This is a genomic window from Microbacterium deminutum (assembly GCF_039530205.1).
Taxonomy (GTDB): Bacteria; Actinomycetota; Actinomycetes; order Actinomycetales; family Microbacteriaceae; genus Microbacterium; species Microbacterium deminutum.
Genome location: NZ_BAAAOG010000001.1, coordinates 1,155,601 through 1,175,262, shown reverse-complemented (window position 1 = coordinate 1,175,262; position 19,662 = coordinate 1,155,601). Strand labels below are relative to the sequence as shown.

15 protein-coding genes and 1 tRNA gene are annotated in these 19,662 nt (G+C 68.1%); 12 read left to right on the top strand and 4 right to left on the bottom strand.

The features are described 5' to 3' along the window. Positions 1 to 70: 70 nt before the first annotated feature. From gltB to ABD212_RS05325, 5 genes are all read left to right on the top strand, one after another. The gene (gene gltB, locus ABD212_RS05345) at positions 71 to 4,678 is read left to right on the top strand and encodes a glutamate synthase large subunit (protein ID WP_486341484.1); all 4,608 of its coding nucleotides are present in this window, start codon (positions 71 to 73) and stop codon (positions 4,676 to 4,678) included. After that, a complete protein-coding gene (locus ABD212_RS05340) occupies positions 4,671 to 6,137 on the top strand; it encodes a glutamate synthase subunit beta (RefSeq protein WP_344091959.1) in 1,467 nt (488 codons plus the stop codon). Before gltB ends, ABD212_RS05340 begins: the two co-directional genes overlap by 8 nt. Positions 6,138 to 6,185: 48 nt before the next feature. Further along, on the top strand, positions 6,186 to 7,637 hold the full coding sequence (pyk, locus tag ABD212_RS05335; RefSeq protein WP_344091957.1) for a pyruvate kinase: 1,452 nt from the start codon (positions 6,186 to 6,188) through the stop codon (positions 7,635 to 7,637). A 79-nt stretch (positions 7,638 to 7,716) separates the two neighbouring features. Further along, positions 7,717 to 8,094: an SHOCT domain-containing protein gene (locus ABD212_RS05330; protein ID WP_344092457.1), complete on the top strand. Its 378-nt coding sequence runs from the start codon at positions 7,717 to 7,719 to the stop codon at positions 8,092 to 8,094. Between the two features lie 95 nt (positions 8,095 to 8,189). Further along, positions 8,190 to 9,737 (top strand): APC family permease, encoded by a 1,548-nt coding sequence (locus ABD212_RS05325; protein WP_344091955.1) that lies wholly within the window; start codon positions 8,190 to 8,192, stop codon positions 9,735 to 9,737. A 213-nt stretch (positions 9,738 to 9,950) separates the two neighbouring features. On the opposite strand, the gene ABD212_RS05320 is transcribed toward ABD212_RS05325, so the two are convergent. Further along, a tRNA-Leu gene (locus ABD212_RS05320) sits at positions 9,951 to 10,033 on the bottom strand. A 39-nt stretch (positions 10,034 to 10,072) separates the two neighbouring features. Between ABD212_RS05320 and ABD212_RS05315 the strand changes: the two genes are divergently transcribed. Then, the gene (locus ABD212_RS05315; RefSeq protein ID WP_344091952.1) at positions 10,073 to 10,693 is read left to right on the top strand and encodes an ANTAR domain-containing response regulator; all 621 of its coding nucleotides are present in this window, start codon (positions 10,073 to 10,075) and stop codon (positions 10,691 to 10,693) included. A 41-nt stretch (positions 10,694 to 10,734) separates the two neighbouring features. Here the strand turns inward: ABD212_RS05315 and ABD212_RS05310 are convergent, their stop codons facing one another. Beyond that, on the bottom strand, positions 10,735 to 11,166 hold the full coding sequence (locus tag ABD212_RS05310) for a hotdog fold thioesterase (protein ID WP_344091950.1): 432 nt from the start codon (positions 11,164 to 11,166) through the stop codon (positions 10,735 to 10,737). A 69-nt stretch (positions 11,167 to 11,235) separates the two neighbouring features. Between ABD212_RS05310 and polA the strand changes: the two genes are divergently transcribed. Then, positions 11,236 to 13,875, top strand: a complete 2,640-nt coding sequence (polA, locus tag ABD212_RS05305) for a DNA polymerase I (RefSeq protein WP_344091948.1) — start codon at positions 11,236 to 11,238, stop codon at positions 13,873 to 13,875. A 44-nt stretch (positions 13,876 to 13,919) separates the two neighbouring features. Continuing rightward, on the top strand, positions 13,920 to 15,593 hold the full coding sequence (locus tag ABD212_RS05300) for a DUF885 domain-containing protein (RefSeq protein WP_344091946.1): 1,674 nt from the start codon (positions 13,920 to 13,922) through the stop codon (positions 15,591 to 15,593). A 3-nt stretch (positions 15,594 to 15,596) separates the two neighbouring features. Here ABD212_RS05300 and ABD212_RS05295 read toward each other — a convergent pair whose 3' ends face one another. Beyond that, positions 15,597 to 16,226 carry a phosphoribosyltransferase gene (locus tag ABD212_RS05295; protein ID WP_344091944.1) on the bottom strand — a complete coding sequence of 210 codons (630 nt, stop codon included), beginning with the start codon at positions 16,224 to 16,226 and terminating at the stop codon, positions 15,597 to 15,599. A gap of 91 nt (positions 16,227 to 16,317) precedes the next feature. Here ABD212_RS05295 and ABD212_RS05290 point away from each other — a divergent pair, with 91 nt between their 5' ends. Together ABD212_RS05290 and ABD212_RS05285 are read left to right on the top strand one after the other, a co-directional pair. After that, positions 16,318 to 17,355 (top strand): LLM class flavin-dependent oxidoreductase, encoded by a 1,038-nt coding sequence (locus ABD212_RS05290; protein WP_344091942.1) that lies wholly within the window; start codon positions 16,318 to 16,320, stop codon positions 17,353 to 17,355. A 22-nt stretch (positions 17,356 to 17,377) separates the two neighbouring features. Beyond that, complete coding sequence (locus ABD212_RS05285; RefSeq protein ID WP_344091940.1) at positions 17,378 to 18,139, top strand: SGNH/GDSL hydrolase family protein; 762 nt, start codon at positions 17,378 to 17,380, stop codon at positions 18,137 to 18,139. 67 nt (positions 18,140 to 18,206) lie between these two features. Here the strand turns inward: ABD212_RS05285 and ABD212_RS05280 are convergent, their stop codons facing one another. Then, on the bottom strand, positions 18,207 to 18,767 hold the full coding sequence (locus ABD212_RS05280; protein WP_344091937.1) for a dihydrofolate reductase family protein: 561 nt from the start codon (positions 18,765 to 18,767) through the stop codon (positions 18,207 to 18,209). A gap of 89 nt (positions 18,768 to 18,856) precedes the next feature. Between ABD212_RS05280 and ABD212_RS05275 the strand changes: the two genes are divergently transcribed. Beyond that, positions 18,857 to 19,219, top strand: coding sequence for an ArsR/SmtB family transcription factor (locus ABD212_RS05275; RefSeq protein ID WP_344091934.1), 363 nt, complete (start codon positions 18,857 to 18,859; stop codon positions 19,217 to 19,219). Continuing rightward, positions 19,212 to 19,658 (top strand): SRPBCC family protein, encoded by a 447-nt coding sequence (locus ABD212_RS05270; RefSeq protein WP_344091932.1) that lies wholly within the window; start codon positions 19,212 to 19,214, stop codon positions 19,656 to 19,658. The genes ABD212_RS05275 and ABD212_RS05270 overlap by 8 nt, the downstream gene beginning before the upstream one ends. Positions 19,659 to 19,662: the final 4 nt, after the last annotated feature.

Below are 19,662 nucleotides of genomic sequence, written 5' to 3'. Positions count from 1 at the left end.
ACGCACGCTCCGTCTCCGGAGCACGGGCCGACGTCGTCCCATCTTGAGCATCAACGTGAGGACGGTTGATATGGCATCGAGCCCCCGTCGCAGCGCCTCCCCCGAGGCGCGCAGCACCGCGCCGTTCGATCAGACCGGCTTCCCCCGGAAGCAGGGCATGTACAACCCTGCGTTCGAGAAGGACGCGTGCGGACTGGCCATGGTCGCGACGCTGCGCGGCGAGGCGGGGCACGACATCATCGAGCTGGCCCTGACCGCGCTGCGCAATCTCGAGCATCGCGGCGCGATCGGGTCGGATGCCGGAACCGGCGACGGTGCCGGGATCCTGACGCAGATGCCCGATGCCTTCCTCCGCGCGGTGGTGGACTTCGCGCTGCCGCCGGTGGGGGAGTACGCCGCGGGGATGGTCTTCCTGCCGCGGGACGAGAGCGCCCGCGCCGCGCAGAAGAGCGGCATCGAGCAGATCGCCGAGTCCGAGAACCTCACCGTGCTCGGCTGGCGCGATGTGCCCACCGCCGAAGAGAACCTGGGCAAGCTCGCGTTCGCCGCTCGGCCGGTGTTCGAGCAGCTGTTCGTGTCGCGTCCCGCTGTCGGAGAGTCCGCAGCCCTGTCCGGCATCGCACTCGACCGTCGCACATTCCGGCTGCGCAAACGCGCACGTCGAGAGCTCGACGCGTACTTCGTCTCGCTGTCGGCCCGCACGCTCGGCTACAAGGGCATGGTGACGACCCTCCAGCTCGAGCCGTTCTACCCCGACCTGCAGGACGAGCGTTTCGCGTCCGAGCTCGCCGTCGTGCACTCGCGGTACTCGACCAACACGTTCCCCTCCTGGCCCCTCGCGCAGCCATTGCGGATGCTCGCGCACAACGGCGAGATCAACACCGTCAACGGCAACCGCAACTGGATGCGCGCGCGTCAATCGCAGCTCGAGTCCGAGCTGCTCGGCGACCTCCGCCCCGTGCTGCCGATCTGCACCGAGGGCGCGAGCGACTCGGCGTCCTTCGACGAGGTGCTCGAGCTCCTCACGCTCACGGGACGCAGCCTCCCGCACGCCATCATGATGATGGTCCCCGAGGCATACGAGAAGCAGGTCGACATCGACCCCAAGCTGCGGGCGTTCTACGAGTTCCACTCCATGCAGATGGAGCCCTGGGACGGACCTGCGGCGCTGATCTTCACCGATGGCACCCTCGTCGGCGCCACCCTCGACCGCAACGGGCTGCGTCCCGGCCGCTGGACCGAGACGACCGACGGCCTGATCGTCATCGGCAGCGAGACGGGGGTCCTGGACTTCGCGCCCGAGCGCATCAAGCGCCGCGGGCGGCTGCGCCCGGGCCGCATGTTCCTCGTCGACACCGCCCAGCACCGGGTCATCGAGGATGACGAGATCAAGGCCCAGCTCGCCGACCTCGAGCCGTGGCAGGAGTGGCTGGATGGCGGTCGCGTCCGACTCGCCGAGCTGCCTGAGCGCGAGCACATCGTCCACCCCATCGCATCGATCACCAGGCGCCAGCGCACCTTCGGCTACACCGAGGAGGAGGTCCGGATCCTGCTTACCCCGATGGGTCAGACCGGCGCCGAGCCGCTCGGCGCGATGGGAAGCGACACGCCGGTCGCCGTGCTCAGCGAGCGTCCGCGCCTGCTCTTCGACTACTTCACGCAGCAGTTCGCCCAGGTCACCAACCCGCCGCTCGACTCGATCCGCGAAGAAGTCGTCACTTCGCTGTCGCTGGGCCTCGGCCCGGAGCGCAACCTGCTGTCGTGGGGGCCCGATCACACCCGGGTGGTCACGCTCGACTTCCCCGTGATCAACAACGACGAGCTCGCGAAGATCCAGCACATCGACACGGCCCTGCCTGGGCGGACCTCGGTGACGATCCGCGGCCTATACCGCGTCGAGGCGGGCCACAAGGGCATGCAGAAGCGTCTCGCACAGATGTGCGACGAGGTCGACCAGGCGATCGAGGACGGCGCGGAGTTCATCGTGCTCAGCGACCGCGACTCGAACAAGGATCTGGCCCCCATCCCCTCGCTGCTGATGCTCGCGGCCGTGCACCACCACCTCATCCGCAACGAGACGCGCATGAAGTGCGGGCTCGTCGTCGAGGCGGGCGACGTGCGCGAAGTGCACCACGTCGCGACGCTGATCGGGTACGGGGCATCCGCCGTCAACCCCTACCTCGCGATGGAGACGGTCGAGTACCTGGTCCGCGCCGGCTACATCACCGGGATCTCGCCCGAGAAGGCCGTCAAGAACCTCATCTACGCGCTCGGCAAGGGCGTGCTGAAGATCATGTCCAAGATGGGCATCTCGACCGTCTCGTCGTATGCGGGCGCGCAGGTGTTCGAAGCGGTCGGACTCTCGCATGAACTGGTGGACCGCTACTTCACCGGCACCGAGACGAAGCTGGGCGGTGTCGGGCTCGATGTCATCGCCTTCGAGAACGCCGCCCGTCACGGCTACGCCTATCCGCAGGATGCCGCGGTGCGCGCCCACGAGCGCCTCTGGACGGGCGGCGAGTACCAGTGGCGGCGCGACGGCTCACCGCATCTGTTCAACCCCGACACCGTGTTCCGCCTGCAGCACTCGACGCGGACACGGCGGTACGACATCTTCCGCGAGTACACCAAGCTCGTCGACGACCAGGCGGATGAGCTGAAGACCCTGCGCGGACTCTTCAGGTTCAAGTCGGGTGACCGCAAGCCGGTCGCCATCGACGAGGTCGAACCCGTGTCCGCGATCGTCAAGCGGTTCTCGACCGGCGCCATGAGCTACGGATCGATCTCGCGCGAGGCGCACGAGACGCTCGCGATCGCGATGAACAGCATCGGCGGCAAGTCCAACACGGGCGAGGGCGGCGAGGATGTCGATCGCCTACTCGACACCGATCGCCGCAGTGCCATCAAGCAGGTCGCCTCCGGACGCTTCGGCGTCACGAGCCTGTACCTGACGCAGGCGAAGGACCTGCAGATCAAGCTCGCGCAGGGCGCGAAGCCCGGCGAGGGCGGCCAGCTGCCGCCGACGAAGGTCTACCCCTGGGTCGCTCGCACGCGGCACGCGACGGCCGGAGTGGGACTGATCTCGCCGCCGCCGCACCACGACATCTACTCGATCGAAGACCTCAAGCAGCTGATCTACGATCTCAAGCGCGCGAACCCGGAGGCGCGGGTGCACGTGAAGCTGGTGAGCCAGTCCGGGATCGGCGCGGTCGCCGCCGGCACGGCGAAGGCCCTGGCGGACGTCATCCTGGTCTCCGGTCACGACGGCGGCACGGGCGCGAGCCCGCTGAACTCGCTCAAGCACGCCGGCACCCCGTGGGAGCTGGGCCTCGCCGAGACCCAGCAGACGCTCATGCTCAACGGCATGCGCGACCGGGTCGTGGTACAGGTGGACGGGCAGCTGAAGACGGGCCGCGACGTGATCATCGGCGCGCTGCTCGGAGCCGAGGAGTTCGGCTTCGCCACCGCACCGCTGGTGGTCTCCGGCTGCGTCATGATGCGGGTCTGCCACCTCGACACCTGCCCGGTGGGCGTCGCGACGCAGAACCCCGTGCTGCGCGCGCGCTTCAGCGGCAAGCCGGAGTTCGTCGTGAACTTCATGGAGTTCATCGCCGAGGAGGTGCGCGAATACCTGGCCGAGCTGGGGTTCCGCTCGCTCGAGGAGGCGATCGGCCACACCGAGCTGCTCGATGTCAACGGCGCCGTGGACCATTGGAAGGCCAACGGCCTCGACCTCGCGCCGGTGCTGCACGGACCCGCGTTCGCCGACGACGAGCCGCGCCGCAGCATGCGCGGCCAGCTCCATGAGCTCGACAAGCACTTCGACGTTTCGCTCATCGAGCGGGCGCAGGACGTGATCGCGCACGGCGGCCGGGTCACGATCGACCTGCCGATCCGCAACACCGAGCGCGCCGTGGGAACCCTGCTCGGACACCACGTCACCAAGGCCCGCGGCGAGAACGGGCTGCCGTCCGGCTCCATCGTGGTCAACCTCACCGGCTCGGCGGGGCAGTCGTTCGGGGCGTTCATGCCCGCGGGCATCACGCTGCGCCTGGAGGGAGACTCCAACGACTACGTCGGCAAGGGCCTGTCTGGCGGGCAGATCGTCATCCGACCGCCGCGCGCGGCAACCTTCGATGCCTCGAAGAACGTCATCGCAGGCAATGTGATCGGCTACGGCGCGACCCAGGGCACCATGTTCCTGCGCGGCGTCGTCGGCGAGCGGTTCTTCGTCCGCAACTCGGGAGCGACGGCCGTCGTCGAAGGCGTCGGCGACCACGCGCTGGAGTACATGACCGGTGGGCTCGCCGTCATCCTCGGATCGACGGGCCGCAACCTCGGCGCCGGCATGTCGGGGGGAACCGCCTACGTGTACCGGCTCGACGCCGCGCTCGTCAACCGCGAGGCGCTCGCCGGCGGCGAGCTCGAACTCAGCGAGCTCGGGTCGGGGGATGCCGAGATCCTGCGCGATCTGCTCGTGCAGCATGTCGCCGAGACCGACTCCACGCTGGCGTCCGGTCTGCTCGAGAACTTCGAGGCCGAGCTCGACAACTTCGTGCGCGTGCTTCCGCGCGACTACGCCGCGGTCCTGCAGACGCGCCAGGAGGCGGTCGCCGAGGGGCTCGACCCCGACGGAGACGTCGTGTGGACCCGCATTCTGGAGGTGACGGGTGGCTGACGCGAAAGGCTTCCTGAAGGTCACCGAGCGCGAACTGCCGCCCAGGCGGCCCGTGCCGGTGCGGATCATGGACTGGAAAGAGGTCTACGAGCCGGGAGACACCGCCGTGCTGCGCCGCCAGGCCGGCCGCTGCATGGACTGCGGCATCCCGTTCTGTCACCAGGGGTGCCCGCTGGGGAACCTGATCCCGGAGTGGAACGACCTCACATGGCGCGGCGAGGGACGCTCCGCCATCGAACGGCTGCACGCGACGAACAACTTCCCCGAGTTCACCGGGCGGCTGTGCCCCGCGCCGTGCGAGAGCGCGTGCGTCCTCGGCATCAACCAGCCCGCCGTGACGATCAAGCAGATCGAGGTCTCGATCATCGACGAGGCGTTCGCGAACGGGTGGGTCGAGCCCGAGCCGCCCGGGCGCCTTACGGGCAAGACGGTCGCCGTCGTGGGCTCGGGTCCCGCCGGCCTCGCGGCCGCTCAACAGCTCACCCGGGCTGGCCACACCGTCGCCGTGTTCGAGCGGGACGACCGCATCGGCGGACTGCTGCGCTACGGCATCCCGGACTTCAAGATGGAGAAGCGGCACCTCGAGTCGCGGCTGCGGCAGATGCAGGACGAGGGCACGCGCTTCCGTGCGCGCGTCGAGATCGGCAGGGACATCTCGTGGAGCGACCTGCGGGCGCGCTACGACGCCGTGGTCATCGCAACCGGTGCCACCGTGCCGCGTGAGCTGGCGATCCCGGGTCGCGACCTCGCCGGAGTCCACTTCGCGATGGAGTTCCTCGTCGAGTCGAACCACGCCACGGCTGGGGACTCGGTGCCCAACCAGATCACGGCCGAAGGAAAGCATGTCGTGGTGATCGGCGGTGGCGACACCGGTGCCGATTGCATCGGCACCGCCCACCGCCAGGGTGCGCTGAGCGTCACGAACCTCGCCATCGGCGTCCGCCCTCCGGGCGAGCGTCCCGAGACGCAGCCGTGGCCCATGACGCCGCACGTGTTCGAGGTGCAGTCCGCCCACGAAGAGGGCGGCGAACGGTCCTACCTCGCGTCGACGGTGGAGTTCCTCGGCAACGACGGCGGTGAAGTGCGGGCCATGAGAGTTGCCGAGACCGAGTTCGTCGACGGCCGCCGGGTGCCCAAGAGCGGCACCGAGCGCGACATCCCGGTCGATCTGGTGCTGATCGCGATGGGCTTCACCGGCCCCGAGCGGGCGCTGCTCGAGCAGCAGCTCGGCACGCAGTTCACCGACCGAGGCAATGTGCGTCGTGCGGACGACTACGAGACCACGGCGCCCGGAGTGTTCGTGGCCGGCGACGCCGGCCGCGGGCAGTCGCTCATCGTCTGGGCGATCGCCGAGGGCCGTGCCGCGGCGGCGCATGTCGACCAGTACCTCATGGGCGAGACGGCGCTGCCGGCGCCGGTCGCGCCCACCGATGTCGCCATCGGCCTGCAGCCCGCGTAGGCTGGCCGAGGCCTTTCGCCACCGAACCCTCCCCGAGAAAGCACAAGGATGAGACGCGCCAAGATCGTGGCCACCCTCGGCCCCGCCACGTCGACGTACGAGATGGTCCGCGCGATCATCGAAGCGGGCGTCGACGTCGCTCGATTCAATCTGAGCCACGGCGACTACTCGGTCCACGAGAGCAACTTCGCCAACGTGCGCAAGGCCGCCGACGACGCGGGGCGCGCGGTCGCCATCCTGGTCGACCTGCAGGGCCCCAAGATCCGTCTCGGCAAGTTCGCCGACGGACCCCATGAGCTCGCGGTGGGCGACATCTTCAAGATCACGGTCGACGACATCCTCGGCACCAAGGAGATCGTCTCGACCACGTTCAAAGGCCTCCCGCACGACGTCAAGGCCGGCGATTTCCTGCTCATCGACGACGGCAAGGTGCGCGTGAAGGTCCTCGAGACCGACGGGACGGTGGTGACGACCGAGGTCATCGTCGGCGGCCCGGTCTCGAACAACAAGGGCATCAACCTTCCCGGCGTGGCGGTCAACGTGCCGGCGCTCTCCGAGAAGGACGAAGCCGACCTGCGCTGGGGCCTCCAGGCGGGCGCCGACCTCATCGCGCTCTCATTCGTGCGCAGCGCGAAGGACGTGCAGCGCGTCCACGTCATCATGGCCGAAGAGGGACGTCACATCCCCGTGATCGCCAAGATCGAGAAGCCGCAGGCCGTCGACAACCTCGAAGAGATCATTGACGCGTTCGACGGCATCATGGTCGCCCGCGGCGACCTCGGCGTCGAGCTGCCGCTGGAGGCGGTGCCGATCGTGCAGAAGCGCGCGGTAGAGCTCTGCCGCCGCATGGCCAAGCCCGTCATCGTCGCGACGCAGATGCTCGAGTCGATGATCGACAACCCGGTGCCGACGCGCGCCGAGACGAGCGATGTCGCGAATGCCGTCCTCGACGGCGCCGACGCCGTGATGCTCTCGGGCGAGACGAGCGTAGGCAAGTACCCGGTCATCGTCGTCGAGACCATGGCGCGGATCGTGGCGTCGACCGAAGACCACGGTCTCGAGCGGATCGCGCCCCTCACCACCAAGCCTCGGACCCAGGGCGGCGCGATCACCCTCGCCGCCATGGAGGTCGCGGACTTCGTCGACGCGAAATACCTCTGCATCTTCACCGAGTCGGGCGACACCGCCCGGCGCATGTCGCGGCTGCGCCCGCGCATCCCCATGATCGGATTCACCCCCGAGCCGGCGATCCGGCGCCGGATGTCGCTGACGTGGGGGGTGCAGTCCACCCTCGTCGAGCATGTCGCGCACACCGACCGCATGTTCATCCAGGTCGACGACTACCTGCTGACGAACGACCTCGCGAAGGTCGGCGACAAGGTGGTCGTCATCTCGGGATCGCCTCCCGGAATCATCGGCTCGACCAACGACATCCGCATCCACAAGGTCGGGGACGCCGTGCACGGCAAGGCGCCGATCTACAAGTCCGGCGAGTTGTAGCGAGCAATGCCTCCGCGCAACGGTCGCGCTCGCTAGGCTGAGCGCGACCGTTCCGTCGTCCTATCCGGGGGTGCCTCGCATGTTCTTCTGGTGGTTGCTGTGGTTCTTCTACGTCGCGGCGTACATCTATGTCGTCATCCTGATCATCTCGGACCTGTTCCGTGACGAAAAGCTCAGCGGCTGGCTGAAGGCGGTCTGGATCATCTTCCTGGTCTTCGTGCCCTTCCTGACGGCACTCGTCTACGTCATCGCGCGTGGCAGCGGGATGGCGGAGCGCGCGGCGGCGGCACGCGGCTACACGATGCCCGAGTCGGACGACTACCACCCCTCGGCGTCGGCGAATCCTGCCGATGACATCGCGAAAGCGAAGGAACTGCTGGATGCCGGAGTCATCAGCCAGGGCGAGTTCGACGCCCTCAAGAGCAAGGCACTCGGAAACCAGTACTTCGGTGCGTGATCCGGGCACAGTCCGGACGATCCGTGTCATTGCTCCGCGCCTGAGTGGGTGTAACGTCCTCCTGTCATCGACGTCGATGACAGTAAGGATGATTCATGGCCCGAACTGACTCTCCGGTCGCACCCGTCGACGGAGGATCGCACAAACCCGAAACGCTCCAGGCCGATGGCGTGAGCGCCGCCGGGTCCATCGTGATGGCGGTCGCCGGCAGCGCGCCGGCGTACTCGATCGCGGCGACCACGGCGACCCTCGTCGGTGTTGCCGGCCTAGGCGCTCCCGGCGCGCTGCTGTGGTGCGGCATCCCCATGCTCGGCATCGCCTGGGCTTTCATGTATCTCGGGCGCGCCGACGTGAACGCCGGAGCCGCATATTCGTGGGTGGCACGCGCGCTGCACCCTGCACTCGGATTCCTGTCCGGCTGGGCGCTCGTGATCTCGGCCACGGTCTTCATGGTCGCGGGCGCGCTCCCCGCGGGCGCGATGACCGTGTCGCTCTTCGACCCGAGCCAGGCGGAGAACGTCCCCCTCATCACCGCCGTCGGCGCGCTCTGGTTCGTCATGATGGCCGCGTTCGTCTACTTCGGCGTGCACATCACCGCTCGGGCGCAGTGGATCATGTCGGTCACCGAGGTCGGCATCCTCGTCCTCTTCGCCGCGCTCGCGCTGTTCCGCGCCGCCACGACGACCCACGCGGGTCCCAGCTTCTCGTGGGACTGGCTGGGTTTCTCGCACCTCACCGGTCCAGGGGTGTTCGTCAGCGCCGCCTTGATCGCGGCGTTCTACTACTGGGGCTGGGATGTGGCCTCGAACCTCAACGAAGAGACGAAGGACGGCCACAAGTCCGCCGGTGCAGCGGGTCTCATCGGAGTGGGGATCGTGTTCGTGCTCTTCGAGATCTTCACGATCGCGACGCTGGTCATGCTCCCGCAGAAGCAGATCGAGGACAACAGCGCCAACATCCTCTCGGTGCTCGGTGACGTCATCTGGCCCGGGATCGGCGGCAAGATCCTGATCATCGCGGTCGCACTGTCCACGATCGCAACCCTCGAGACCACTCTCATCCAGGTGACACGGACGCTGTTCGCGATGGGCCGCGACCACACGATCCCGCTCCGCTTCGGTCGAGTGCACCCTCGATGGAAGACCCCGACGTTCGCGACCGTCGTGATCCTCGTGGTCTCGCTCCTGCTCTTCGTCGGATCGAACTTCATGGACAGCGTGAGCAAGATCATGGCCGACGCCATCGGATCGATCGGCCTGCAGATCGCGTTCTACTACACTCTCGCCGGGGTCGCGGTCGTGGTCGCGTACCGCAGAGTCCTGTTCCAGTCGGTGAAGAACTTCATCCTGATCGGGCTCTGGCCCGCCGCCGGGGCACTGTTCATGGGGTGGGCGTTCTTCGTCTCGATCCCGAGCAACGACCCTGTCGTCAACTGGATCGGCATCGGGCTCATCGTGCTCGGTGTCGTCCCGCTCCTGCTCTTCTATCGCAAGGCGAAGGTCTACTACTCGCGGCGGCCGCTCGAACTGCCGCCCGAGCTCGACAAGAAGGCCCCGGTGGACGTCGACCTCCGCTCGCCCGAGCAGGTGGAGACGCTTCCCGACCCGAACACCACAGCGGTGCGAACGATCGAAGACGAGTGATCGTCTGAGACGAAGAGCGGATGCCTCAGCACGAGGCATCCGCTCTTCTGTTTCGTCCCGGTGGTGGGACTCGTCCCCGGCGCCCTCCGCACGCCGCTGCGCGGCGGGCGGAACCTCGGGCCGCGTGGGCCCGCCCACAGTCGGGCTTCTCGGAGACGCGGCGTCAACACGAATCGAAGGGGCCACCCCTGACGGGGCGGCCCCTTCGATTCGTACCGGTGGTGGGACTCGAACCCACACGTCCTCTCGGACAGAGCATTTTGAGTGCCCCGCGTCTGCCATTCCGCCACACCGGCGCGGCACGTCCGCGAACGACCATACCGTAGGATTCAAACGTGACTGAGCAAGAGCAGCCCACTGGGTCTCCGACATCCGTCCCCCGTCGCGTCGTCGTCGCGGAGGATGAGTCGCTCATCCGTCTCGACATCGTCGAGATCCTCCGCGACAACGGCTTCGACGTCGTGGGCGAGGCCGGCGACGGGGAGACCGCCGTCCAGCTCGCGACCGAGCTGCGTCCCGACCTCGTCATCATGGACGTCAAGATGCCGCAGCTGGACGGCATCTCGGCGGCTGAGAAGCTCAGCAAGAACCACATCGCTCCCGTGGTGCTGCTGACGGCCTTCAGTCAGAAGGAGCTCGTCGAACGTGCGAGCGAAGCGGGCGCCCTGGCGTACGTGGTGAAGCCCTTCACGCCCAATGACCTGCTGCCCGCGATCGAGATCGCACTGGCCCGCTACGAGCAGATCATCACGCTCGAGGCCGAGGTCGCCGACATGATGGAGCGATTCGAGACCCGCAAGCTGGTCGATCGAGCCAAGGGGCTGCTCAACGAGAAGATGGGCCTGACCGAGCCCGAGGCGTTCCGCTGGATCCAGAAAGCCTCGATGGACCGTCGGCTCACGATGCAGGATGTCGCCAAGGCGATCATCGAGCAGTTGGCGCCGAAGAAGTCCTGACCCCTCGCCAGTCCCGATCCGATCCCGGATGCGGTGCGGAGTCAGTGGGACGGCAGCGACTTGATGTGGTTGGTGATCCGGATCGTCGAGCACCGTCTGCCGTGATCGTCGGTCACGACGATCTCGTGCACCGTGATCGTCCTTCCCAGGTGCACCGGCGTGCACACACCGGTGACGAGGCCCGACCTCGCTGAACGCGTGTGCGTGGCGTTGATGTCGACGCCGACGGCGAGGCGACCCGGTCCCGCATGCAGGTTGGCGGCCATGGATCCGAGCGACTCGCCGAGCACGACATAGGCACCGCCGTGCATCAGCCCGACGGGCTGCGTGTTGCCCTCCACGGGCATCGTCGCGACGCATCTCTCGGTCGTGAACTCGAGGAACTCCATGCCCATCTTCTCGGCCAATGCGCCCATGCCGCGTGACGTCGCCCACTCCATCGCGTCGATGTTCGCGGGGGGATTCTCGGCCATGACTCACCTCGGGTGCGAAGCCCCGAAGGGGCGGGATGGGGTGTCTCCCGCCCTGACTAGAGTTGCAGGGTGACGGACTCCGCAAAGCCTACCCTTCTCGTCGTGGACGGCCATTCGCTGGCGTACCGGGCCTTCTTCGCACTCCCGGTGGACAACTTCTCCACCAAGGACGGGCAGCACACGAACGGCATCTACGGGTTCCTCGCGATGCTGATCAACCTCATCAAGGCCGAGCAGCCGACCCACATGGCGGTGGCATTCGACACGTCACGGCAGTCGTTCCGCTCGCGCGAGTACACCGAGTACAAGGCGAACCGCTCCGAGAGCCCGTCCGAGTTCAAGGGTCAGATCCCGCTCCTCCAGGACTGCCTCGCGGCGATGAGCATCACGGTGCTCCAGAAAGAGGACATCGAGGCCGACGACATCCTCGCAACCCTCGCCACACAGGGCGCAGAGCAGGGATTCGACGTCCTGGTGTGCTCGGGCGACCGCGACACGATCCAGCTCGTCACCGACGACATCACGCTGCTCTACCCGAACGTGCAGGGCGTCTCCCAGCTGAAGCGCTACGACACCGCGGCGGTCATCGAGCGCTACGGCGTGCGGCCGGAGCAGTATCCCGACATCGCAGCCCTCGTGGGTGAGACGAGCGACAACCTGCCCGGCGTCCCCAAGGTCGGGGAGAAGACCGCGGTGAAGTGGCTCGGGCAGTTCGGCTCGCTCGATGCGCTGCTCGAGAACGCCGACAAGGTCACGGGCGTGGTCGGACAGAACCTGCGCGAGCACCTCGACGACGTCCGACGCAACCGTGCGCTGAACCGCCTGCTGCGGGATGTCGTGCTGCCGGTAGGCCCCCAGGATCTCGCCGTGCAGCCCATGGACGCCCAGGCGGTCCGCGACATCTTCGCGCGACTGGAGTTCAAGACGCTGATACCGCGCGTCGCCGAGCTGGCCGGCATCGAGCAGCAGATGGCGGCCGTCACCTCGGCCGCCGCCGTCCCCATGCCCGTCGCGGCCGAGCCGTCACCCGCCGATCTCCGCGCATGGCTCGATGCCGCCAGCGGCGAAGTGGGCGTCACGACCGTGGTCGAGGGGGGCCTTCCCCGTCGCGTCGGCTTCGCGACTGCGGATGCAGCAGCCGAGGCGACATGGACGCCCGAGGTCTCCGAGGCGCTCGCCGAATGGCTGCAGTCGACGGCCCCCAAAGTCTTCAGCGACGCCAAACCACAGGTCAAGGCGCTCCGACGGGCGGGGATCCGCCTCGGCGGCCTCGCGTTCGACACCATCGTCGCGGGGTGGCTGCTTCGTCCGAGCTTCCCCGACAAGACCCTCGCCCATCTGGTCGATCGGTACCTCGACGAGAAGCTGCCGGAGGCCGACCCCACCCAGCTCGTGCCCGAGACCGAGGGCGCCACTCCCGGGCAGCTGTCGTGGTTCACGCTGCGGGTCGCGGACTCCGTGCGTGGCGAGCTCGCAGCCAGTGTCGCGGCAGTCCTGTCCGACATCGAGCTGCCTACCCTGCTCGCGCTCGCCGACATGGAGCTCGCCGGCGTCGCCGTGTCGCACGAGAAGCTCGCCGCCTTCTCCGTCGACCTCGACGAGCGCGCCGACGCGCTCGCCGAGCGCGCCTACGCCGCGATCGGCCGTGAAGTCAACCTCGGATCCCCGAAGCAGCTGCAGGAGGTGCTGTTCGACGAGCTGCAGCTGCCGAAGACCCGCAAGACCAAGACGGGGTACTCCACGGATGCCGCGGTCCTCGCCGATCTTCAGGACACCAACCCGCATCCGTTCCTCGACCTCCTGCTGCAGCATCGCGAGGCCACCAAGCTCCGCCAGATCATCGAGTCCCTCGACACCGCGATCGGCGCGGATCGGCGCGTGCACACCACGTACGTCCAGACGGGCAGCCAGACCGGCCGGCTCTCGAGCACCGACCCCAACCTGCAGAACATCCCGGTGCGCACGAGTGAGAGTCGTCGCATCCGGGCCGCGTTCGAGGCGGGAGAGGGTTACGAGACCCTGCTCACCGCCGACTACTCGCAGATCGAGATGCGGATCATGGCACATCTGTCCGAGGATCCGGGTCTGGTCGAGGCGTTCAACTCGGGTGAGGATCTGCACCGTTTCGTCGGCGCACGCGTGTTCGGCGTGCCACCGGAGGACGTCACCCCGGCCATGCGCACCAAGGTCAAGGCGATGTCATACGGACTCGTGTACGGCCTGTCCGCTTTCGGCCTCTCGAAGCAGCTGCGCATCGAGCAGACCGAGGCGAAACAGCTCATGATGGAGTACTTCGCCAGGTTCGGCGCGGTGCGCGACTACCTGCGCTCCTCCGTCGAGCACGCGAAGATCGACGGCTACACCGAGACGATCTTCGGCCGGCGCCGGCCGTTCCCCGACCTGGCGAGCCCCAACCGCGTGCTCCGCGAGAACGCCGAGCGCGCCGCGCTCAACGCGCCGATCCAGGGCAGCGCGGCCGACATCATGAAGATCGCGCTGTTCCGCATCCATGACGACTTCGCCGCCCACGACCTCCGCTCGCGAGTGCTGCTGCAGATCCACGACGAACTCGTCGTCGAGATCGCGCCGGGGGAGTGGGATGCCGCGGAGCGCATCGTGCGCGAGCGCATGGGCGGCGCCGCCGAACTCTCGGTGCCGCTGGACGTGCAGATCGGCCGCGGCGACGACTGGAACGAAGCCGGACACTGAGGTTGCGTTTGGCGCGGCGGCGGCCTGATCCTTAGGCTCGACGCATGACTGATGCCACACGCACGCCCACGCAGATCGACACGATTGCAGACGCATGGGTCGACACTCTCGCTGAACTCGAGCCGGGTCTTGCGACCTACATCGGGAGGTTCGAGTACAACGACCGATTCGGCGACTACAGCCCCGCCGGACACGAGCGCCTCGCCGAAGAGGCGCGCAAGACGCTCGCCGCACTCGCCTCTGCGGTGCCGGCCGACCAGATCGATGCCGTCACGCAGCTCGACCTCACCCGGGAGATCGAGCTGGACCTCGAACTCCACGACGCCAAGTGGCACCTGCGCGACCTGAACGTCATCTCGTCGCCCGCGCAGAACATCCGATCGGTGTTCGACCTCATGCCCACCGCGACCGCGGACGACTGGGAGGTCGTCGCCAAGCGCCTGAAGGCTCTGCCGGAGGCGATCGACGGGTATGTCGCGACACTGCGCCAGGGCATCTCCGAGGGCATCGTGCCCGCACAGCGGCAGGTGCGCGAAGTGGTCACGCAGATCGCGCGCTACACGAGCGACAGCGGGTTCTTCGCCACCTTCACAGGCAACGCCGCACCCGATGACGGCCAGCTGCCGGCATCCGTCGCACGCGAGCTGGCCGACAGCTCGAATGCGGCGCGGGTCGCCTACGACGAGCTCGCGCGGTTCCTCACCGCCGAGCTCGCACCCGCGGCGGGCGAGAAGGATGCCGTCGGGCGCGAGCTGTATGCGCTGCAGTCCCGTCGATTCCTCGGCGCGACGATCGACCTCGACGAGACCTACGAGTGGGGTGTCGAAGAGCTCGCACGCATGGTGGCCGAGCAGGAGTCCATCGCGAACGAGATCAAGCCCGGAGCATCCGTCGAAGAGGCGGTGGCCTTCCTCGAGCAGGACGAGAGCCGCAAGCTCCACGGCACCGACGCGCTCCAGCGCTGGATGCAGGAGACCAGCGACCGCGCCGTGGCCGAACTGGGCGCCACCCACTTCGACATCCCCGAGCCGATCCGGCGCCTCGAGTGCATGATCGCGCCCACGAAGGAGGGCGGGATCTACTACACCGGCCCCACGGATGACTTCTCGCGTCCCGGTCGCATGTGGTGGTCGGTGCCCGAAGGCGTCGAGTCGTTCGACACCTGGCGCGAGCTCACGACGGTGTATCACGAGGGCGTCCCAGGTCACCATCTGCAGATCGCCGAAGCCGTCTACAACCGCGCGCAGCTGAACTCGTGGCGGCGTCTGCTCGGGGGCACCTCCGGACACGCCGAAGGATGGGCGCTCTACGCCGAGCGCCTCATGGAGCAGCTCGGCTACCTCGAAGACCCCGCCGACCGCCTCGGTATGCTCGACGGGCAGCGCATGCGGGCCGCGCGCGTCGTCCTCGACCTCGGCGTGCACCTCGAGAAGCCGCGCCCGGACGGCAACGGCACGTGGGATGCCGACTACGCGCTCGACTTCATGCGCGCGAACGTGAACATGCCCGACGAGTTCGTGAAGTTCGAGGTGAACCGCTACCTCGGGTGGCCCGGCCAGGCACCGTCGTACAAGGTCGGGCAGCGCATCTGGGAGCAGCTGCGCGACGAGGTCGAAGAGCGCGAGGGCGCGTCCTTCTCCATCAAGCAGTTCCACAAGCGGGCGCTCGGGATCGGCGGAGTCGGTCTCGACACGCTGCGCGAAGCGCTGGCGCGCTGAGGGTCACTCCGGGAGGTCGTGGGACAGCAGTCGCGCGACCTCCTCGTCCTTCGTCTGCGTGAAGTCGTCGTAGAACTGCCCAACGGCCCAGAAGTCGTGCACGCGGTGCGGGCAGACGAACTCGTCCACGGCATCAGGCGGAGGAGTCCAGTCCGACGGCGCGACCGGTACCGCCAGCACGATGCGCTGCGGGTCCTCGGCCCGGAGTGCGCGGGATGCCGCGACCGCGGTCGCCCCCGTGGCCACGCCGTCATCGACGACGATCGCGGTGCGCCCGGCGATCGCGCCGCCCGAACGGGGGAAGGCGCGAAGCCGGCGTTCGAGCTCGATCCGCTCGAGGTCCTCCACCGACGCGAGCTGCTCGGCCGTGACCCCGCCCGCGCGGACGGCATCTGGATTGACGACGCGAACACCGGCGGCGATCGCGCCCACCGCGAACTCCTGGTGCGACGGAGCGCCGAGCTTGCGTACGACGGCGACGTCGAGCGGCAGCGCGAGCGTGCGAGCCACTTCGGCGGCCAGCACGACACCGCCCCGTGGGATGCCGAAGACGACGGCATCCGTCCCGCGCCAGGCCTCGAGCGACTCGGCGAGTTCGCGCCCCGCGGCGACGCGGTCGGCGAAGATGGCCATGCGCACACGCTACGCCTGCGGCATCCCGCTGTCGCGGGAATGATAGTCGACTCACGTGGGTTCTATGCAGTCGCATGGAGAGGATCCGCACATGAGTGAACCGGCAGGGATCGAACTCGGACTCGACACATTCGGGGATGTGACCCGCGACAGGTCGGGCGCGCTGATCAGCGGCGCCCAGGCAATCCGCAACGTCGTGGATCAGGCGGTGCTCGCCGACGAGGTCGGCCTGTCGTTCTTCGGAGTGGGCGAGCATCATCGCCCGGAATTCGCCGTGTCGAGCCCCGAGATGGTGCTGGCGGCCGCGGCGGCGCGCACTACCCGGATCCATCTCGGCACCGCCGTGACTGTGCTCTCGAGCGACGATCCGGTGCGGGTCTACGAGCGATTCGCAACCCTCGACGCCATCTCGTCCGGACGCGCCGAGGTCATCCTCGGCCGCGGCTCGTTCATCGAGTCCTTCCCCCTGTTCGGCTTCGACCTGCGGGACTACGAAGCCCTCTTCGACGAGAAGCTGGAGCTCTTCTCACGCCTCCTCGACGAGAAGCCCGTGACCTGGCAGGGAACGACGCGCGCGTCCCTCGACGAGGCGGACGTGTACCCGAAGACCGAGGCCGGTCTGAGGGCCTGGGTCGGCGTCGGCGGCACGCCGGAGTCGGTCGTGCGGGCCGCCCGTCACGGCTACGGCCTCATGCTCGCGATCATCGGCGGACCGGCCGCGCGCTTCCGTTCGTTCGTGGACCTGTACCACCGCTCGCTGGCATCGTTCGAGCGCGAGTCCCTTCCGATCGGCGTGCATTCGCCGGGGCATGTGGCCGACACGGACCAGCAGGCGTGGGATGAGGCCTACCCCGGGTTCGAGGCGATGAACAACACGATCGGCCGCGAGCGCGGCTGGCCGACCTACAGCCGGATGCGATTCCAGCACGACGTCGGCCCCGAGGGGGCCCTCTACGTCGGCTCACCCGAGACGGTCGCGCGCAAGATCGCCGAGACGGTGCGGGCTCTCGGCATCCAGCGGTTCGACATGAAGTTCTCGACGGGCACGCTGTCGCACGAGAAGATGATGCGCTCGATCGAGCTGTACGGCACGCGCGTCGCGCCGCTCGTGCGCGAACTGCTGCCCTGAGCCGTTCACGTAGGCTGGGTGCGTGGCATCCGTTCGCTTCGTCGCCATCGGCGACTCCTTCACCGAAGGCGTCGGCGACGAACTCCCCGACGGTCGTGTCCGCGGCTGGGCCGACCTCGTCGCGCAGGGCTGGGCGGATGCTTCGGGCGAGCCGGTCGACTACGCCAACCTCGCGATCCGCGGACGACTGATCTGGCCGATCATCGACGAGCAGCTCGAGCCGGCACTCGCGCTCAAGCCGACCCACCTGTCGTTCAACGGCGGCGGCAACGACATGCTCCGACCGCGCACGAGCGTGTCGCGTGTGGTCGACGGGTTCTCGCACGTGGCGCAGCGATGCGACGACGAGGGCGTGCAGCTCATCATGCTCTCCGGGGCGAACCCGTCAGGACAGCTGCCGCTCGGTCGCGTTTTCCAACGGCGTGGGGATCTGCTGACCGCCGCGGTCTCAGCCAGGTTCGCGGATCGACCCGACATCGTCAGGGCCTTCAACTGGCCTGATCGCGAGCTGTCGACCTCGGCCTACTGGTCCGAGGATCGGCTGCACATGAGCGCGCGTGGGCACCATCGTGTCGCGGCGCGCGTGCTGACCGCACTGGGGATGGAGCCGCCGAGCGGGTGGTGGTCGCTGCCATCGGTGCCCGCGGCCCCGGCACAGCGCACCGCCTACTATCGGGAGCACGTCGGACCGTGGGTACGTCGTCGGCTCACCGGCACGTCGTCCGGCGACGGCCGCGAGCCGAAGTACGCCACGTGGACGACGTTCGAGCCGGCTCAGGACTGACGCTCCACGAGGGCGATCCGCAGATCCGCGTTGATACGTGCGGTACGCAGGCCGCGCCGGTGATCGCTCATCGCACGGCGCGCACCGAATAGACGAGCTCGGCGAACTGCCCGGCTTGCCGGACGGACTCGAGCCGCAGGCGATCCGACTCGATTCGCCGGGGGAGGAGCGGGCGTCCCGAAGGAAGGGTGACCGGTGCCACGCTGACCCGGATCTCGTCCAGGTGGCCGGCATCCGCGAACTGGCCGACGAGGTCTCCGCCGCCGACGAGCCATACGTCGCGGTCGCCCGCCGCGGTGCGCACCTCGTCCCAGATGGCTGCGACCTCGCCGGAGCGGAAGCGGATGTCGGCGCCGGAGACGGCGGGAAGCGCCCTGCTGCTCAGCACGAACGCCGGCTGCTCGGGGTAGAACCACTTCTCGGGGTGCTCCACGAGGTCCTCGTGCCCGACGACCCATTCGTACGTCGTGGAGCCCATCACCAGCGCGCCGATCCCTTCGAGGAAACCGCTGAAACCGCCCTCGGCCTCGTCGGCGCCGGGCACGTCGAACAGCCAGCTGAGTGAGTCGGCGTCGTCGGCCAGGTAGCCGTTGAGCGTGGTCGCGGTGTTGAAGATGACACGGGTCATGAGGCACACAGTAGCGCGACGAGAAGACGCTGTTGACAGGTATTCAACCAGTCGGTATTGTACTTATTGGTTGAATACTAGGAGGCGAGATGACAACCGACCAGCTGAGCGCCACGTTCTCGGCCCTCGCCGATCCGACCCGTCGCGCGATCCTTGCCCGGCTCAGCCAGGGTGAGGTGACGGTGGGGGAGCTGGCCGCCCCGTTCGACATGACGCTCGCCGCCGTGTCGAAGCACTTGCGCGTGCTCGAGCGGGCGGGGCTCGTCACCCGCGGTCGGGACGCGCAGTTCCGGCCGGCCCGACTCGACGCGACGCCGCTTGCCGCGGCATCTGAATGGATCGGCGACTACGCCCGCTTCTGGGAGGACAGCATCGGCGCCCTGGATCACTACCTGAACGCCCTGCAGCAGATCCGCATCACAGCCCACGACAAGGAGAACACCCATGGCTGACTACTTCACGATCACTCGCACGCTGCGCGCCCCGCGCGAGCTCGTCTTCGAGGCTCTCACCAAGCCCGAGCACTTCGCAGTGTGGTTCGGCACCGCCGCCGTCGAGGTGCCGCAGGACACGCTGACGATGGATGTCCGCCCGGGCGGCGCGTTCCGTGCGGTGATGCAGCTGCCCGACGGCAATCGCATCGACTGGGCGGGGTCGTACGTCGAGGTCGACCCGCCATCGCACCTGGCGATGACACTGACCGACCAGCCCGGCGACGAGGTCGGCCTGCCGGTGCTGTTCGACCTCGAAGAGGTCGACGGCGGCACGCAGCTCACGATCAGTCAAGACCGGTCGGACTTCACGGACGAGCAGGTCGCGGCCACCATCGCGGGCTACAACGCGTTCATCGACGACATCGAGCGGGTCGTCGAGCAGCTGCAGACGACCTGAGACC

Excerpts from the sequence above, each read along its gene's own strand:
- ABD212_RS05300 (WP_344091946.1), top strand. The coding sequence starts at position 13,920 with ATGACTGATGCCACACGCACGCCCACGCAGATCGACACGATTGCAGAC.
- pyk (WP_344091957.1), top strand. The coding sequence starts at position 6,186 with ATGAGACGCGCCAAGATCGTGGCCACCCTCGGCCCCGCCACGTCGACG.
- gltB (WP_486341484.1), top strand. The coding sequence starts at position 71 with ATGGCATCGAGCCCCCGTCGCAGCGCCTCCCCCGAGGCGCGCAGCACC.
- ABD212_RS05280 (WP_344091937.1), bottom strand. The coding sequence starts at position 18,767 with ATGACCCGTGTCATCTTCAACACCGCGACCACGCTCAACGGCTACCTG.
- ABD212_RS05325 (WP_344091955.1), top strand. The coding sequence starts at position 8,190 with ATGGCCCGAACTGACTCTCCGGTCGCACCCGTCGACGGAGGATCGCAC.
- ABD212_RS05290 (WP_344091942.1), top strand. The coding sequence starts at position 16,318 with ATGAGTGAACCGGCAGGGATCGAACTCGGACTCGACACATTCGGGGAT.
- ABD212_RS05275 (WP_344091934.1), top strand. The coding sequence starts at position 18,857 with ATGACAACCGACCAGCTGAGCGCCACGTTCTCGGCCCTCGCCGATCCG.
- ABD212_RS05310 (WP_344091950.1), bottom strand. The coding sequence starts at position 11,166 with ATGGCCGAGAATCCCCCCGCGAACATCGACGCGATGGAGTGGGCGACG.
- ABD212_RS05270 (WP_344091932.1), top strand. The coding sequence starts at position 19,212 with ATGGCTGACTACTTCACGATCACTCGCACGCTGCGCGCCCCGCGCGAG.
- ABD212_RS05330 (WP_344092457.1), top strand. The coding sequence starts at position 7,717 with ATGTTCTTCTGGTGGTTGCTGTGGTTCTTCTACGTCGCGGCGTACATC.
- ABD212_RS05295 (WP_344091944.1), bottom strand. The coding sequence starts at position 16,226 with ATGGCCATCTTCGCCGACCGCGTCGCCGCGGGGCGCGAACTCGCCGAG.